This is a genomic window from Streptomyces sp. NPDC023481, assembly GCF_055560195.1.
This window is the reverse complement of the sequence record NZ_JBVHJE010000012.1, coordinates 246524-262079: the sequence shown is the minus strand read 5'-3', so window position 1 is coordinate 262079 and position 15556 is coordinate 246524. Positions and strand designations below refer to the sequence as shown.

General features: G+C 72.5%; 18 protein-coding genes. 9 read left to right on the top strand and 9 right to left on the bottom strand.

The features are described 5' to 3' along the window. Positions 1-41: 41 nt before the first annotated feature. From ACZ3ZD_RS23965 to ACZ3ZD_RS23955, 3 genes are all read right to left on the bottom strand, one after another. A complete protein-coding gene (locus tag ACZ3ZD_RS23965; RefSeq protein ID WP_467400763.1) occupies positions 42-1337 on the bottom strand; it encodes a DUF2637 domain-containing protein in 1296 nt (431 codons plus the stop codon). A gap of 93 nt (positions 1338-1430) precedes the next feature. Beyond that, positions 1431-2324 carry a DUF3558 domain-containing protein gene (locus ACZ3ZD_RS23960; RefSeq protein WP_467400760.1) on the bottom strand — a complete coding sequence of 298 codons (894 nt, stop codon included), beginning with the start codon at positions 2322-2324 and terminating at the stop codon, positions 1431-1433. Positions 2325-2450: 126 nt separating this feature from the next. Next, on the bottom strand, positions 2451-3284 hold the full coding sequence (locus ACZ3ZD_RS23955) for a DUF3558 domain-containing protein (protein ID WP_467400758.1): 834 nt from the start codon (positions 3282-3284) through the stop codon (positions 2451-2453). A gap of 215 nt (positions 3285-3499) precedes the next feature. Between ACZ3ZD_RS23955 and ACZ3ZD_RS23950 the strand changes: the two genes are divergently transcribed. Beyond that, positions 3500-4693: an RtcB family protein gene (locus ACZ3ZD_RS23950; RefSeq protein WP_467400756.1), complete on the top strand. Its 1194-nt coding sequence runs from the start codon at positions 3500-3502 to the stop codon at positions 4691-4693. Between the two features lie 74 nt (positions 4694-4767). Here the strand turns inward: ACZ3ZD_RS23950 and ACZ3ZD_RS23945 are convergent, their stop codons facing one another. Further along, positions 4768-5364 (bottom strand): TetR/AcrR family transcriptional regulator, encoded by a 597-nt coding sequence (locus ACZ3ZD_RS23945; protein WP_467400753.1) that lies wholly within the window; start codon positions 5362-5364, stop codon positions 4768-4770. A 32-nt stretch (positions 5365-5396) separates the two neighbouring features. On the opposite strand from ACZ3ZD_RS23945, the gene ACZ3ZD_RS23940 reads away from it, so the two are divergent. Then, complete coding sequence (locus ACZ3ZD_RS23940) at positions 5397-5588, top strand: hypothetical protein (RefSeq protein ID WP_467400751.1); 192 nt, start codon at positions 5397-5399, stop codon at positions 5586-5588. Between the two features lie 137 nt (positions 5589-5725). Here ACZ3ZD_RS23940 and ACZ3ZD_RS23935 read toward each other — a convergent pair whose 3' ends face one another. The 3 genes from ACZ3ZD_RS23935 to ACZ3ZD_RS23925 all read right to left on the bottom strand — a co-directional run bounded on the left by ACZ3ZD_RS23935 (position 5726) and on the right by ACZ3ZD_RS23925 (position 7078). Further along, a complete protein-coding gene (locus ACZ3ZD_RS23935; protein WP_467400747.1) occupies positions 5726-5902 on the bottom strand; it encodes a hypothetical protein in 177 nt (58 codons plus the stop codon). Continuing rightward, complete coding sequence (locus ACZ3ZD_RS23930; protein ID WP_467400745.1) at positions 5899-6675, bottom strand: SDR family NAD(P)-dependent oxidoreductase; 777 nt, start codon at positions 6673-6675, stop codon at positions 5899-5901. Before ACZ3ZD_RS23930 ends, ACZ3ZD_RS23935 begins: the two co-directional genes overlap by 4 nt. A gap of 64 nt (positions 6676-6739) precedes the next feature. Then, complete coding sequence (locus tag ACZ3ZD_RS23925) at positions 6740-7078, bottom strand: YnfA family protein (RefSeq protein ID WP_467400742.1); 339 nt, start codon at positions 7076-7078, stop codon at positions 6740-6742. A 150-nt stretch (positions 7079-7228) separates the two neighbouring features. On the opposite strand from ACZ3ZD_RS23925, the gene ACZ3ZD_RS23920 reads away from it, so the two are divergent. The 6 genes from ACZ3ZD_RS23920 (at position 7229) to ACZ3ZD_RS23895 (ending at position 12631) form a co-directional block, all read left to right on the top strand. Continuing rightward, a complete protein-coding gene (locus ACZ3ZD_RS23920) occupies positions 7229-7687 on the top strand; it encodes a hypothetical protein (protein ID WP_467400860.1) in 459 nt (152 codons plus the stop codon). Positions 7688-7952: 265 nt separating this feature from the next. After that, entirely contained in the window at positions 7953-8306 is a 354-nt protein-coding gene (locus ACZ3ZD_RS23915; RefSeq protein WP_467400739.1) for a hypothetical protein, read from the top strand. Between the two features lie 84 nt (positions 8307-8390). Further along, on the top strand, positions 8391-9482 hold the full coding sequence (locus ACZ3ZD_RS23910) for an LLM class flavin-dependent oxidoreductase (protein ID WP_467400736.1): 1092 nt from the start codon (positions 8391-8393) through the stop codon (positions 9480-9482). Positions 9483-9514: 32 nt separating this feature from the next. After that, positions 9515-10087, top strand: coding sequence for a CE1759 family FMN reductase (locus tag ACZ3ZD_RS23905; RefSeq protein WP_467400858.1), 573 nt, complete (start codon positions 9515-9517; stop codon positions 10085-10087). Between the two features lie 357 nt (positions 10088-10444). Beyond that, positions 10445-11173: a response regulator transcription factor gene (locus ACZ3ZD_RS23900; protein ID WP_467400734.1), complete on the top strand. Its 729-nt coding sequence runs from the start codon at positions 10445-10447 to the stop codon at positions 11171-11173. Beyond that, positions 11174-12631, top strand: a complete 1458-nt coding sequence (locus tag ACZ3ZD_RS23895) for a sensor histidine kinase (protein WP_467400731.1) — start codon at positions 11174-11176, stop codon at positions 12629-12631. On the opposite strand, the gene ACZ3ZD_RS23890 is transcribed toward ACZ3ZD_RS23895, so the two are convergent. Both ACZ3ZD_RS23890 and ACZ3ZD_RS23885 read right to left on the bottom strand, forming a co-directional pair. After that, the gene (locus ACZ3ZD_RS23890) at positions 12628-14397 is read right to left on the bottom strand and encodes a phosphatidylglycerol lysyltransferase domain-containing protein (protein WP_467400729.1); all 1770 of its coding nucleotides are present in this window, start codon (positions 14395-14397) and stop codon (positions 12628-12630) included. The two genes, ACZ3ZD_RS23895 and ACZ3ZD_RS23890, sit on opposite strands and share 4 nt — an antisense overlap. A 177-nt stretch (positions 14398-14574) precedes the next feature. Further along, entirely contained in the window at positions 14575-14847 is a 273-nt protein-coding gene (locus tag ACZ3ZD_RS23885; RefSeq protein ID WP_467400726.1) for a hypothetical protein, read from the bottom strand. 89 nt (positions 14848-14936) lie between these two features. On the opposite strand from ACZ3ZD_RS23885, the gene ACZ3ZD_RS23880 reads away from it, so the two are divergent. Next, positions 14937-15116 carry a hypothetical protein gene (locus ACZ3ZD_RS23880; protein ID WP_467400724.1) on the top strand — a complete coding sequence of 60 codons (180 nt, stop codon included), beginning with the start codon at positions 14937-14939 and terminating at the stop codon, positions 15114-15116. Positions 15117-15556: the final 440 nt, after the last annotated feature.

The window sequence follows — 15556 nt, the reverse complement described above, 5'->3', positions numbered from 1 at the left end:
GAAAGGGGCCCTCCTCGGCGGAGGGCCCCTTTCCCATGCCGTCAGGCGATGTGCTCGTCCTGCATCTCCTGGTAGTGCCGTTCGGCGAAGACCTTGGCCAGGCGTTCGGCCTCACCCCGGGGGAGCGAGACGCCGTAGGTCGCCTCCACGTCCTCCCGGAGCTGGGGTCCGGTGGGGTAGCTGCCGTCGATCGACTTGCGGAAGACCTGGTAGAAGTCCTCCTCCGTCGGCTCCGCTTCGGGCGTGCCACCGCCGTCGCCCAGCTCGCGGGTCCGGGTCGCGCTCACCGGGATCGGGAAGCTGCCGGTCTCCTCGGCGGAGGGCTGCTGGAACTGCTCCGGCGGCTGCTCCTCGTACCACTCCCCGTACTCCTCCTCGGGGGCGTACTGCGGCTCCTGCATCATCGGGTCGTACGTCGGGTCGTACCCGCCGTGGTACTCGATCTCCCGCGGTGCCTGGAACCAGGGGCTCTGCTCGTCCGCCGCCGGATCCCGCGGGCCCTGCTCGCCGGCCGGGGCCGCCTGCTCCGGCGCGGGCGCCTCCCCGGCGCCGCGAGCACCCGCGGCCGCCGCGGTCGGCCCGGCCGCGGCCGTGGCGCCCACCGCCGCCAACCGCGGCTGCGGCGCGACCGGGGGCAGCAGCGCCGGTTCGATGCCCGCCGCCGCCAGGCCCGACGGGGCCGTCTCCGCCAGCGGCACGCCGTAGCGGGCCAGCCTCAGGGGCATCAGGGACTCCACCGGAGCCTTCCTGCGCCACGCCCGGCCGAAGCGGCTGCGCAGCCGCGCCTGGTAGACGAGACGTTCCTGCTCCAGTTTGATCACCTGCTCGTAGGAGCGCAGCTCCCACAGCTTCATACGGCGCCACAGCAGGAACGTGGGCACCGGGGAGAGCAGCCAGCGGGTGAGGCGGACCCCCTCCATGTGCTTGTCCGCCGTGATGTCGGCGATACGGCCGACCGCGTGCCGGGCCGCCTCCACCGAGACGACGAACAGCACCGGGATCACGGCGTGCATGCCCACACCCAGCGGATCCGGCCAGGCGGCCGCGCCGTTGAACGCGATCGTCGCCGCCGTCAGCAGCCACGCCGTCTGGCGGAGCAGCGGGAAGGGGATCCGGATCCAGGTCAGCAGCAGGTCAAGGGCGAGGAGAACACAGATACCTGCGTCGATGCCCACCGGGAACACATAGGAGAAGTTCCCGAAGCCCTTCTTGATGGCCAGCTCCCGGACGGCCGCGTACGAACCGGCGAAGCCGATGCCGGCGATGATCAAGGCGCCGGTCACGACCACGCCGATGAGAACGCGGTGCATCCGAGTCAGCTGCAGTGGCGCGGCCACTCGTACTCCCCTCCCATTGCGTGTTGTTGCGCGCAACAGAGTGGCACACGTGTACGCCGAACGTGGTGGCGGTCGGCCGCTACGGCCCTCCGGTCAGCTCTTCCGCGCGGCCGACTCGGACGGAGACGCGCTGGAGGAGGCCGACTTGGACGGCGACTTCGAGGGCGCCGCCGACTTCGACGGCTCGGCGGACCGCGACGGTGAACTCGCCCCGCCGCCCGCGCCGTTGGCCGCCGACACCGACGCCACGACCTCCTTGAGCGCCTTCTGGGCCGCCTTCGTGAGATCGTCCGCGTCCGGGGTCTTCTCGCCCGCCAGACCGGCGCCGTTGTAGTCGAGCGTCACCACGACGTTCTCCACGCGGGCGACGACCGTCTGCTGCCTGAAGAGGCCTTCCTTCTTCTTCAGGTCGTACCGCACCGTCGTCGCCTCCGCGCCCGTGCCCGACAGCGGCACGACCTTGGTGTTCTTGGCGCCGTCCACCGCCTGGGCGTCCTTGGCCTGCCGCGCGTAGTACGCGTGCGCCTGGTCCGCGGCGGAACCGCGCCCGGCGTCCGAGTCGAACCGCAGCAGGGACACCGTCAGCCAGCGGAACTGCGAGCCCTTCACACCGTTGTTGTCCAGGCTGTTCCACGAGCAGGACGCCCGCGACGACGGGTCGTCCGACGCGCCCTTCTTCGCCGACTTCACGCCCTTGGGGACCAGCTCCTCCAGGGTCTTCCCGCCCAGCGCCGCACACGCGTCGGGAAGCTTGTGGTACGCGGCGGCCTGCACGGTCGGCGACGCGCTCGCCGACGGCTGCGTACCGCCCCCGCTCGCCGGGCGGGTGCTCCCGGCACCGGACTTGGCGGAGTCACCCGAGTCCGAGGAACAGGCGGCCGTGATCAGAACCGCGGGAACGGCTGCCGCGCAGACAAGGACGCGGCGAAGGCGCTCGGCTCGCCGGCTGGGCTGGACACGGTCGTCTCGCTGGGCTGCTCGCTGCATGGTTCCTTCACTCATGACGCTCGGTGTTCGTGCGGGTTCCTGCGGGGCCACGGTACGCGGTGAAGGGGCCGTGGGCCTTCCGTTCCCGCGCTTGGCGGGCGGGGGCGGACGGGACCGGCGGGACCGTCAGCCGGTCAGCTCGTCGTTCAGACCGGAGGCCAGATTCAGGGCCCTGTCCTGCATTTCCTTGCTGTCCGGGACCGTTCCCGTCGCCATCGGCTGTTCCTCGTACTGGAGGGTGACGATGACATTGGACGTGCGGAACACCACAGTCACCGTCCGCTGTTCGGCCGCCGAACCGGACGTGTTCAGCTGGTCGTCCAGATACGCCTCGTCACCGAGATCGGAGAGCGTACGCGGCTGCAGATCGGTCGGCGTGGCACCGGGCGAGGTGGCGCCGCCGCTCGGGGACCCCGTCGAGGACGCGGCCGACGGCGAGGCCGGGGACGACGACACCGACGCCGAGGAGCTGGGTGCCGGGGACGCCGGCGGCGCCGACGAACTGCTCGGCGCCGGCAGGTCGGCGGCCGTCTCCGCCTCCTCGAACAGCTTCTGCGCCTGGTCGTCGTCGCTGACCGCGTTGTCGTACGACACCACCCGCTCGAAGTCGACCGACAGCCGGTCCGTGGCGTCGGCCGACTCCACCTTCCACCGGCAGCCGACCTTGCGATCGGTGTCGTAGGTCAGCGCGGCCTCGCCCTGGTACGCCTTGTCCCGCTGGTCCGGGTCGGTGATCTGCCGGATGCCCGGCAGCAGCGCGTCCAGCGTGTCGTGGCCGACCGCGCCGCAGGGTTCGGGGAGCGTGCGGTACTTGCCCGGCTGCGCGGCCACCGTCGCCGTACCGGCGTGGCCCGGGTTGGCGTCGTCCGTCGCGCCGTCGTCCCCGGAGCCGCTCGTGCACCCGGCCAGCAGCGCCGCGAGGAGGGCGGCGGTGCCGGATACGTACGCCTTCCGCTGCACGGTCGGGCTCCTCTCGACGGTGTGTGCTCGCTCGGTGCTCCAGTGTCCCCGCTGGTTATTCGCTTGCCGCAGCGGGGCGCCCCCTGAAGAGAATGTCTATCGCACGCACTGCCGTGGACGCCGGTCCCTTGTCCCTTTTCGTCGACCTTGGCGCCGCTTTTGCGTTTTGCTGCCCTTGAGTCTTTTGCCGATGTTTCCGGGGGAATGAGGAAGACATGTCGTACATGGAGATACCGGGCGCCGAGGTGCCGATCCGGATGTGGACGGACCCGGCGACGGTCGAGGACGTGGCCCTGCGCCAGCTCCGGAACGTGGCCACCCTGCCCTGGATCAAGGGCCTCGCCGTGATGCCGGACGTGCACTACGGCAAGGGCGCCACGGTCGGCTCGGTCATCGCCATGCAGGGCGCGGTGTGCCCGGCCGCGGTGGGCGTGGACATCGGCTGCGGGATGTCGGCGGTGAAGACGTCCCTGACGGCGAACGACCTCCCCGGGGACCTGTCGCGGCTGCGGTCGCGGATCGAGCAGGTCATTCCGGTGGGGCGGGGGATGCACGACGAACCGGTCGAGCCGGGGGACTTCCACGGACTGGCCACGGCCGGGTGGGACGACTTCCGGGGGCGGTTCGACGGGATCGCCGATGCGGTCAAGTTCCGTCAGGAGCGCGCCTGGAAGCAGATGGGAACGCTCGGATCGGGCAATCACTACGTCGAACTCTGCCTCGATCAGTCGGATGCGGTCTGGCTCACGCTCCACTCCGGCTCCCGGAACATCGGCAAGGAACTGGCCGAACACCACATCGGCGTGGCCCAGAAGCTCCCGCACAACCAGGGCCTCGTCGACCGTGACCTCGCCGTCTTCGTGTCGGACACCCCGCAGATGGCGGCCTACCGCAACGACCTGTTCTGGGCGCAGGAGTACGCCAGGTACAACCGCACGCTCATGATGGCGCTCCTGAAGGACGTGATCCGCAAGGAGTTCAAGAAGGCGAAGCCGGCCTTCGAGACGGAGATCTCCTGCCACCACAACTACGTGGCCGAGGAGCGGTACGAGGGCATGGACCTGCTGGTGACCCGGAAGGGAGCGATTCGGGCCGGCTCCGGTGAGTTCGGGATCATCCCGGGCTCGATGGGCACCAGCTCGTACATCGTGAAGGGTCTCGGCAACGAGAAGGCCTTCAACTCGGCCTCGCACGGGGCTGGTCGTCGTATGAGCCGCAATGCGGCCAAGCGCCACTTCACGACCAGGGACCTGGAGGAGCAGACGCGGGGTGTCGAGTGCCGCAAGGACTCCGGAGTGCTGGACGAGATTCCGGGCGCCTACAAGAACATCGACCAGGTCATGGACCAGCAGCGCGACCTCGTCGAGGTGGTCGCGAAGCTCAAGCAGTTCATCTGCGTGAAGGGCTGAAGCGGAAGGCCCCCGGCCGGAGCCGGGGGTCTCGTTCGTCCGGTCACTGGTCGCCAGGGGTTCGCTCTGGTGGGTTACCTGCCCTCTGACTCCAGCGAGTCCAGCCAGCGCAGGAGACGTTCGCCCTCCCTGGTCATGATGTCCGGGTCGCGGAGGGCGTTGGCCAGGAGGGACATGCCCTGGTAGGCGGAGACCAGGGTGAGGGCGCGGTCGTCCGGGTCGGGCAGGTTCCACTGGCGGAACTGGGCGGCCGTCCAGTTCAGCAGGCGGCGGATGGCCGCGCCGGCCTCGGCGTCCAGGATGCCGTCGGTGCGTTTGTCGAGTTCGACGGCCAGGGTGCCGGTGGGGCAGCCGTGGCGGGCGGCGGTCTCGCGCTGGGCGACCCAGGCTTCGACGAGCGCCTTGAGGCGGTCGCGGGGGGCCGGCAACTCCTCCAGGGCAGCGGTGAGTTCGTCCAGGTGGGCCTGGTGTTCCGCCAGTGCCGCCCGGACCAGTTCGTCCTTGGTCTTGAAGTAGTAGTAGACGTTTCCGACCGGGACGTCGGCCTCGCGGGCGATGTCGGCGAGGGTGGTGCGCTCGACGCCCTGCTGGTGCAGGACGCGGGCCGCCGCGGCCGTGAGTCGTCGGCGCTTCTGTGACGCCCGTGCTCGCCGATCCACTGAGTTTGTCACCTGACTGACTATAGACAGGCGGGGGTGGTCGCGTGTTGGCGTCCGACGCGCTCGCCTGGAGTGAGTCGGTGCGTACCCGGCGCACGGTGTACGCGCCCTTCGGTGATGTCGCGCTGCCCGTGGTCGACCCGGCGGACGTCGCCGCCGTGGCCGCCGCCGCGCTGCTGGAGGACGGGCACGCGCGCCGGGTGCAGAGAGGACCTCCGCCTGCCCGCGCGGACTGATCGGCTCCGGGCCGGTCAGCCGAGCGACGGCCCGGCCCCCGGTGTGGCGGCCGTGCTGCACCGGCCGGCCGCCCCGTTCGCGGCGTGGGTCGCGCGGAACCTGCCGGCGTTCGCCTGAGCCCGCCCGGACCGGCGGGCTACTTCGCGTGCCGTACGGCGTAGATCATGACGAACGCGACGAGGTGGATGCCGAACAGGAAGTAGGCCAGGAAGTACCAGACCTGGCGTTCGTTCCTCGTCTCCTGGGCCAGGCGCCGCTGCTCGAAGGCGTCCTGTGCCGGGGAGCCGTCCGTCGCGGGGTCGTCGTCCGTCACCGTTCCCGGTGGACCTTGGTGTTGGACGCCTGGGCGCGGGGGCGCAGGACCAGCAGGTCGACGTTGACGTGGCTGGGGCGGGTCACCGCCCAGGTGATGGTCTCGGCCACGTCGTCCGCGGTGAGGGGCTCGGCGACGCCCTCGTACACCTTCGCGGCCTTCTCCGTGTCGCCGCCGAAGCGGGTGAGGGCGAACTCCTCGGTCTTGACCATGCCGGGGGCGATCTCGATGACGCGCACCGGCTGGCCGACGATCTCCAGGCGGAGGGTCTCGGCGAGGACGTGGGCGCCGTGCTTGGCGGCCACGTAGCCGCCGCCGCCCTCGTAGGTGCCGTGGCCGGCGGTGGAGGAGACGACCACGACCACGCCGTCGCCGCTCGCGACCAGCTTCGGCAGCAGCGCCTGGGTGAGGTTGAGGGTGCCGATGACGTTGGTCTCGAACATCGTGCGCCAGTCGGCGGGGTCGCCGGTGGCCACCGGGTCCGCACCGAGGGCGCCGCCCGCGTTGTTGACGAGGACGCCGATGGTCTTGAAGGCGCCGGCGAACTCGTCCACGGCGGCGCGGTCGGTCACGTCCAGCTGGTAGGCGAGGGCGGAGTGGCCGGCCTTGGTGAGTTCCTCGGCGAGGGCTTCGATGCGGTCCTTGCGGCGGGCCGTGAGGACGACGCGGTAGCCGGCCGCGGCGAGCCGGCGGGCCGTGGCGGCGCCGATGCCGCTGCTCGCGCCGGTGATGACGGCGATGCGGGAGGCGGCGGACGGGGCGGCGGTGGCCATGGCTGCTCCTGTGGGCTGCGTCGGGGTGGTGCGCTCGGACGGTTCCGTCCAGCCTAAGTGAGCCTCAGCCGCCGCTCCGGGGCGCCCACATGATGACGGCCATGCCGGCGAGGCAGATCAGCGCCCCGGTGACGTCCCAGCGGTCGGGGCGGTAGCCGTCGGCGACCACGCCCCACAGCAGGGAGCCGGCCACGAAGATCCCGCCGTAGGCGGCGAGAATGCGGCCGAAGTGGGCGTCGGGCTGGAAGGTGGCGACGAAACCGTAGGCGCCGAGGGCGAGGACGCCACCGGCCGCCCACAGCCAGCCGCGGTGTTCGCGCACGCCCTGCCAGACCAGCCAGGCGCCGCCGATCTCGAACAGGGCGGCGACGACGAACAGGGCGGCGGAGCGGAGGATCGGCATGGCCGCAGCTTCGCACGCGGGGGTGGCGTCACCTTGTTGGAGGGCGCCCGGCGGGCACCTCGCGTGGCATACATCCGTACGGCGGTCGTGGGAACGGCGGCCAGGTGTACGGCGGTGCCGGCGCGAGCGAGGAGTGGTGAGGGCGTGCGGATGCGGGCGTGGGTGTTGTCCGGGGTGTGTGCCGGTGCCGTCCTGGCGCCGGGGACCGCGGTGGCCGCTCCGGTCCCGGAGGCCGACCTGGCCTTCCACGGGACCGCGGTGATGGACGGGGACCGGGTGGAGGTGCGGCTGACCCCGCGGAACAACGGACCGGCCGCCGTCGCGGACGCCACGGTCCGGCTGCGCTGGTCGGTGGAGCTGGCCGACGAGCAGGAGCTGCCGGCCCGGTGTGCCCGGGAGGACGGGCGGACGGTGGTGTGCGGGACGGGGGCGCTGGCGGTGGACGCGGCGGAGGAGCAGGTGCGGGTGCCGGTGCGGCTGCGGGAGCGGCCGTCGGAGGTGACGCTGGAGATCGACACCGCGTGGAGCGCGGGCGCGGTGGACCGGGACCGGTCGAACGACCGGATGGCGGTGCTGGTGCTGGACACCGGGGACGCGTACGCCTTCTGAGGCGTTGCCCGCGGTGAGTCGGGCGGGGTTGTCGGTGTCGTGGCGTTCGCGGGCCGCGCGGACCTCGCCGGAGTGGGTCGCCGCCCAGTCCTGCACGGGCCACCCGACCCGCCGGGCCGCGCCCTGAACGGGCTGACCGGGCTCCGGGCGGGTCGTTGCCGGTGGCCAGAGCGGCGGGGGCGGTCGGCGGGTTCGCGGTGCAGCCGGCGGCGCGCCGGGGGTTCGGGGTGACCGGGCAGGCCCCCGGGCGGGCGACGAGGAGCTGGTGGGTTCGCCCGGTGCCGCGCACGTCACCGCCGAGGGGGTGCTGGACGCGGCGGTGCCCGGCGAGGCGGTCCTGGAGTGGGCGCGGGACTGGGGCGCATACGTGGGGGGTGCGGGACGGGGGCGCGTACGCGGGGGTGCGGCCGGGGCGTTCCCGGCGTCGGTGCGCGGGGTGTGGACGGGGGCCGTGGCGGTGGCCGCGGACGGGGTGCTTTGCTGCGGCCGGTCCGGCCGGTGGGCGACGGCGTGCCGACCCCGCGGCTGGCCGAGACCTGCCCCGCTTCAGGAGGCGGCGATGGCGCACGCCCGGCTGGGGGCGGGCGGGGTGCGGGGGCGGCTGGTGCTGGTGCCCTGACTCCCGGCGGGCCGGAATATCCAGGGAGGGCGGACCGTTCCGAGGGTATAGTTGAACGGTCAACAATCTGGAGGGTGAGTGACCATGCAGTTCGGGATCTTCACGGTCGGCGACGTCACACCGGACCCCACCACGGGACGGACCCCGACCGAGCGCGAGCGGATCAAGGCCATGGTCGCCATCGCGCTGAAGGCCGAGGAGGTCGGGCTCGACGTCTTCGCGACCGGTGAGCACCACAACCCGCCGTTCGTGCCGTCGTCCCCCACCACCCTGCTCGGCTACATAGCCGCGCGGACCGAGAAGCTGATCCTCTCCACGTCCACCACCCTGATCACCACCAACGACCCGGTGAAGATCGCGGAGGACTACGCGATGCTCCAGCACCTGGCCGACGGGCGCGTCGACCTGATGCTGGGCCGCGGCAACACCGGGCCGGTCTACCCGTGGTTCGGCAAGGACATCCGGGAGGGCATCAACCTCGCCGTCGAGAACTACGCCCTGCTGCGCCGCCTGTGGACCGAGGACGTCGTGGACTGGGAGGGCAGGTTCCGCACGTCGCTGCAGGGCTTCACCTCCACCCCGCGCCCGCTGGACGACGTGGCGCCGTTCGTCTGGCACGGCTCCATCCGCTCGCCGGAGATCGCCGAGCAGGCCGCGTACTACGGCGACGGCTTCTTCCACAACAACATCTTCTGGCCCGCCGAGCACACCCGGCGGATGGTCGAGCTCTACCGCAAGCGGTACGCGCACTACGGGCACGGCACCCCGGAGCAGGCGATCGTCGGCCTCGGCGGCCAGGTGTTCATGCGGAGGAACTCGCAGGACGCGGTCAGGGAGTTCCGGCCGTACTTCGACAACGCGCCGGTGTACGGCCACGGGCCCTCGCTGGAGGACTTCACCGAGCAGACCCCGCTGACCGTGGGGTCCCCGCAGCAGGTGATCGAGAAGACCCTGGCCTTCCGCGAGTACGCCGGCGACTACCAGCGCCAGCTGTTCCTCATGGACCACGCGGGACTGCCGCTGAAGACCGTGCTGGAGCAGCTCGACCTGCTCGGCGAGGAGGTCGTGCCCGTACTGCGCGAGGAGTTCGCCAAGGGGCGCCCGGCTGACGTGCCGGAGGCGCCCACCCACCAGTCCCTGCTCGCCGCGAAGGAGAAGGAGGCGGCCACCGTATGAACGACCGCGTGAACGACCGTGTGGACAGGCGCATGAACCTCGTCGTCGTGTCGGCGGGGCTGAGCGTCCCGTCCTCCACCCGGCTGCTCGCCGACCGGCTGGCCGCCGCCGTCGGCCGGCAGGCGGAGGTGGACACCGAGGTGGTCGAGCTGCGCGACCTCGCCGTCGAGATCGCGCACGCCTTCACCAACGGGTTCCAGGGCAAGGGTCTCGCCGCCGCGCAGGACGCGGTGGCGGGGGCCGACGGGCTGATCGTCGTCACGCCGGTGTTCAGCGCGTCGTACAGCGGGCTGTTCAAGTCGTTCTTCGACGTGCTGGACAGGGACGCGCTGGCCGGCAAGCCGGTGCTGATCGGTGCGACCGGCGGTACGGGACGGCACTCGCTGGTGCTGGAGCACGCGCTGCGGCCGCTGTTCGCCTACCTGCGGGCCGTGGTCGTGCCGACCGGGGTGTACGCGGCGTCCGAGGACTGGGGCGCGGACGGGCTGGCCGCCCGGATCGAGCGGGCGGCGGCCGAACTGGCCGCGCTGATGCCGTTGGCCCCGCGGGCCGGCGAGGACGTGGTGGTGCCCTTCGCCGAACAGCTGGCGGCGTTGCAGCGCTGATGCTGTTCGCCCGCCCACCCGGCTCGCTCGGCCGGGAGGCTGCCGACACGGTGGGCGGGCGTGCGGGCGTGCGGGCGCGCGGGCGGGTGGCAGGGCGCGGGTCGGGTGGGGCCGTGGACGCCCGGGCCCCGTCGCTCGCCCGGACCCGCATCGCCCTGCCGGTAGGCGGCCGCCCGAGCGCGAACCCGGCACCGGGGACGGCTCCGGCCTCCCGAGCGCCGCCGGCGGCCGGCCGGGGCCGGGTGGTCTCCGTGCCGGGGCCGGGTTGCCTCTGTGACGGTGAGAGGGGGGTAAAAAGGGTGATCGTAGGGCCATCGGGCCCGGCCGGACCCGTGGAGGGCTTGGCACACTGGGGGCGTGCCCCAGACTGTGCTGCTCGCTGAAGACGACCGTGCCATCCGTCACGCCCTGGACCGTGCCCTGACGCTGGAGGGGTACCACGTGACGGCGGTCGCCGACGGCGTGGAGGCGCTGGCGCAGGCGCACAAGAACCCGCCGGACGTCCTCGTCCTGGACGTGATGATGCCCGGCATCGACGGCCTCCAGGTGTGCCGCGTGCTGCGCGCCGAGGGTGACCGCACCCCGATCCTCATGCTCACCGCCCTCGTGGAGACCGCCGACCGCATCGCGGGCCTCGACGCCGGCGCCGACGACTACGTGGTCAAGCCGTTCGACGTCGAGGAGGTCTTCGCGCGGCTGCGCGCGCTGCTGCGCCGTACCAGCCCGGTGCCCGCCGCCGGCGGCGCCCCCGAGGGCCCGGTTCGCGAGGTGCAGGTCTCCGACCGGCAGCAGGTGGAGGCCGCCGGCATCCGCATGGACCTCCAGGCCCGCCGGGCCTGGCGCGGCCGGCGCGAACTGGAACTGACCCGCACCGAGTTCGAGCTGCTGGAACTGCTGGCGCGCAACGCGGGCATCGTCCTCGACCACTCCACGATCTACGACCGGATCTGGGGGTACGACTTCGGCCCCGGCTCCAAGAACCTCGCCGTCTACGTCGGCTACCTCCGCCGCAAGCTGGACGAGCCGGGCGCCCCGCAGCTGATCCACACCGTGCGGGGCGTGGGTTACGTGCTGCGGGAGGACTAGGTGGGCCACCGCTGGCGGCCCCGGGCCGGCCCCCGGCCGAGGCTGGTCTCCCTGCGCACCACCTTCGCCGTCTCCTTCGCGGCCGTCACCGCCGCCGTCACCATCCTGGTCGGCATCCTGTCGTACAACTCCGCCGCCCGGCTCGTCCGCGTCGACCAGCAGTCGGTGTTCACGCAGGTCGTGCAGGACGTGCGGGACGAGGTACGGCAGCACCCCATGGGCCCCGACGACTTCTCCTCCTCCCGCCCCGGGCACGACCTGGTCCGCCCCGCCCGCACGGACGTGCAGGTGCTGGGCGGGCAGGGACAGATCATGGACCACGGCAACCCGGTGCTGCCGGTCACCTCCCGGGACCGGGCCACCGCCCTCGCCCGGACGGCCGGGACGGTGGTGGAGCACAAGGACGTACGGGTGGACGAGGACCTGTTCCGCATCGCCACCGTCTCGCTCGGCGACGGGCGGGGCGCCGTCCAGGTCGCCCAGGAGTTCAGCGACACCGAGGACCTGCTGCGGGCGCTGCAGCAGCGCACGCTGATCCTGATGGCGGCGGTCGTGGTCGCGGCCGGGCTGTTCGGGTGGTGGCTGGCCCGGCGGATCACCCGGCGCCTGGTGATCCTCACCTCCGCCGCCGAGGACGTCGCCCGCACCCGGCAGCTGGGCATCCAGGTCCCGGTGGCCGGCCTGGACGAGGTCGGGCGGCTGGGCCGCGCCTTCGACCGGATGCTGGGCCGGCTCGCGCAGTCGGAGGAGGACCAGCGCAGGCTGGTCCAGGACGCCGGTCACGAGCTGCGGACCCCGCTCACCTCGCTGCGTACGAACATCTCGCTGCTGCGGCGGATCGACGAGCTCCCGCCCGCCACCCGCGAGGAACTCGTCGCCGACCTGTCCCAGGAGGCGCGGGAGCTGACCGACCTCGTCAACGAGCTGGTCGACCTGGCCGCCGGGCAGTCCGACAGCGAGCCGCCGCAGCGGGTGGACCTCGCCGACCTCGCCGAGGACGTCGTCGGGCTGGCCCGGCGCCGTACGGGGCGGGACGTCGTCCTGCACGCCGCCGGTGACACGACGACCGACGGGCGGCCCGGGCTGCTCCAGCGGGCCATCTCCAACCTGGTGGAGAACGCGGCCAAGTTCGACCGGGACGGCAGGGCACCGATCGAGGTCAGCGTCACCGGGCCGGCCCGGCCGGGCACGGTACGGGTGGAGGTGCTGGACCGGGGGCCCGGGATCGCCGAGGGCGACCTCGTGCGCATCTTCGACCGCTTCTACCGCGCCGCCGACGCCCGCTCCCTGCCGGGCTCCGGTCTCGGCCTGTCCATCGTCCGCGAGGTCGCCATGGCGCACGGCGGAGCACCCTTCGCCTACCGCCGCGAGGGCGGCGGCGCGGTCATCGGGTTCACGGTGGGCGGTGGGTACCTCCCGGGCGGGCGGCACCGGCACCTGACCGAGGGCCCGGGCTAGTTTCCTCCCGGCAGGGTGAGGAAGCCCTCCGCGCGGGCGCTGGCCAGGCCGATCCTCGGGATGTCACCGCTCTTGGCGAACAGCAGGAAACGCGGCTCCCACACCGGCCGGTACTTGGCGTTGGCGCGGTACAGGGACTCGATCTGCCACCAGCGGGAGAAGAAGGTGAGCACCGAGCGCCACAGGCGCAGCACCGGACCCGCGCCGAGACGGGCGCCGCGCTCGAAGACCGAGCGGAACATCGCGAAGTTGAGCGAGACCCGGTCGATGCCCAGCTCCTTCGCCTGGAGGAGGAGCTCGACGACCATGTACTCCATCAGGCCGTTCTCGCAGTCCCGGTCGCGGCGCATCAGGTCCAGGGAGAGACCGCGCTCACCCCAGGGGACGAAGCTGAGCAGGGCGCGGGGCTCGCCGTCGGCGTCCCGGCACTCCAGCATCACGCAGCGGCCGTCGCTGGGGTCGCCGAGGCGGCCCAGGGCCATGGAGAAGCCGCGTTCGGTGGCGCCGTCGCGCCAGTGGTCGGCGCGGTCCACGAGCAGCGCCATCTCCTCGGCGGGGATGTCCTCGTGCCGGCGGACGCGGACGGTGTAGCCGGCCCGGCGGACCCGGTTGTGGGCCTGGCGGACCACGCGCATGGCCCGGCCGTCCAGGGTGAAGTCGGCGAGGTCCACGATCGCCTCGTCGCCGAGTTCGAGCGCGTCCAGACCGTGCCGGGCGTAGACCGTGCCCGCTTCCTCGCTCGCGCCCATCACGGCCGGGGTCCAGGCGTGGCGGCGGGCCTCGGCGAGCCAGGCGTCGATGACGCCGGGCCAGGCCTCGGGGTCGCCGAGCGGGTCGCCGGAGGCGAGGCTGACCCCGCCGACCACGCGGTAGGCGATGGCCGCCTTGCCGCTGGGGGAGAAGATGACGGACTTGTCGCGGCGGAGCGCGAAGTAGCCGAGGGAATCGCGCTCGCCGTGCCGGTCCAGCAGGTCGCGCAGCCTGCGCTCGTCCTCCTCGGCCAGCAGCCGGGCGCCGCGCGGGGCGCGGAAGCAGGCGTAGAGGACCAGCAGGAAGGTGACCGCCATCAGGACGTTGACGGTCATGTCCGCCCAGCGGGGCGCGTGCACGGCGGGGACGCGGTCGGCGAGCGGGCCGACGCTGATGCCGCGCAGCAGGCTGTAGGCGATCTCGTTCCCGAGGGTGGCCCCGCCGACCTTGTTGGTCGCGTGCACCAGCAGGGTGCCGAGGCCGCCGCTGACGAGGGTGCCGCCCACGCCGACGGCGAGCGCCAGACGCGGGTTGGAGCGGTCGCCGATGGCGTCGAACTCGCGGCGGCCGAGCAGCAGGGCGGCGACGAACAGGCCGGTCAGCGCCGTGGAGACCCAGTTGAAGGGGTGCTCGCGGTAGGGGGCGCGGGTCAGCGCGACGACGTAGAGGCCGAGGAGCGGGCCGGCGAGGAGGAGGTTGAAGAGCCAGGCGGCTCGTTTGCGGCGGCGCATCACCACCGCGAGGAACAGGGCCAGGGCGGCCGAGACCAGGCCGGCGGTGGCCAGGTACGGGGTGAAGTACTCGCCCGCGTTGTGCTCGTGCACCTCCTCGCGGAACGGCAGGGACACCACCGCCGCGATGTTCAGTACGGCGAGGAGTCGCAGGTACCAGACGGTGGCGGTGGCGGCCCGGGCGCACAGTGGCGGCGGGAGGAACGGCAGGAAGCGGATGCCACGGCGGGGGGTGCGGGGAGCGGTGGCCGGTGGCGGGGCCAGGGTCGTCTGTGGTGCGGGCATGCTGACGGTTCACCCTTGGGGACGGGGGAAGGGGGCCGGGGAGGGGACGGGGCGCGTAGACCCTACAGTTTGTAGGTTCACAGCCGGTTCTCTCCCTGCGGCTGTAGGGGCCCAGCGGGTTTCTTCCCTACAGCCGATGCACAGTTTCTCATCCGCCGGGGGAGGGGGCGAGGGCGCTCAGCCGCCGTGGCCCCGGCGCGCCGCCGTCAGATGCCAGGCCAGGTTGCCCACCGCCGCTCCGGCGGCCACCGCGGCCGCGATCACCCCGCCGGTCGCGAGACCGTCGCTGAACAGGTGCGGGCGCCGGTCCAGGCTGTGCAGCCCGAAGCCGCACAGCTCGTACACGCCTACGGCGGCGATGGCCAGGCTGACGGCCAGCAGGGTCAGCGTCGGTGCGAGACTGCGCGCGCACACCTGCGTACCGGGCTCCGCTTGCGTGGTGTCCTGCATGGGTCCCCCGTTGAACAGGCGTGTGAACAGCGCGGCGGCCGATGGCCGTTGGGAACCTACAATACGTAGGGTCGGTCAGGGGTGACGCCGTGCGGATCTCCGTCTGTGGGGACACGGAGTCCGTGCAGCTCGGCATGGGCGGCCGGCCACTCGCCCACGCCACGGCGGCGGTCCTCGGCGTGCCGGTCGTGGCCCTCACGGGTGACGACGCGGCGTGCGCGGAGATGACGGAGTGGGACGCCTCGGTCCCGGCCGACCGGTCGCCTTAACTGCTGACACCTGCCGCCTTTCAGCCACCCGCAGCGGTGCGGCACCGCGCGGGACGTGCGACTGTGCACGATCCCCCGCCCTATGCGCCGGGGTGTTACCAAATCGATTGGTCACTACACGTACGTCCACCCCCCAAGATCATGAACGTGCAGCATCCTGCTGCACGTTTCCTTTGAGCTGCGCAGACGTTGCTGGCAGGGTCACTGACGGAGTGACCAGGCAACAGGTCCGACGGGAGCGGGCCGGCCACCTGGCGGACGTACGGAGCACCCGGGGGGAGCAGGGGGAAGCACGGGACGAGGGCCGGGCACACCGCCCCCGTAGCACTTTTCACGCCGACTTCTGCCGTTCCGGCGCGCCCGCGACGCACCTTCCGAGTTGCCGTCCGCCTCGCCCGACCGGTGTTCCGCCGCGCCTGTCCGACATCTGACAGCTCGCA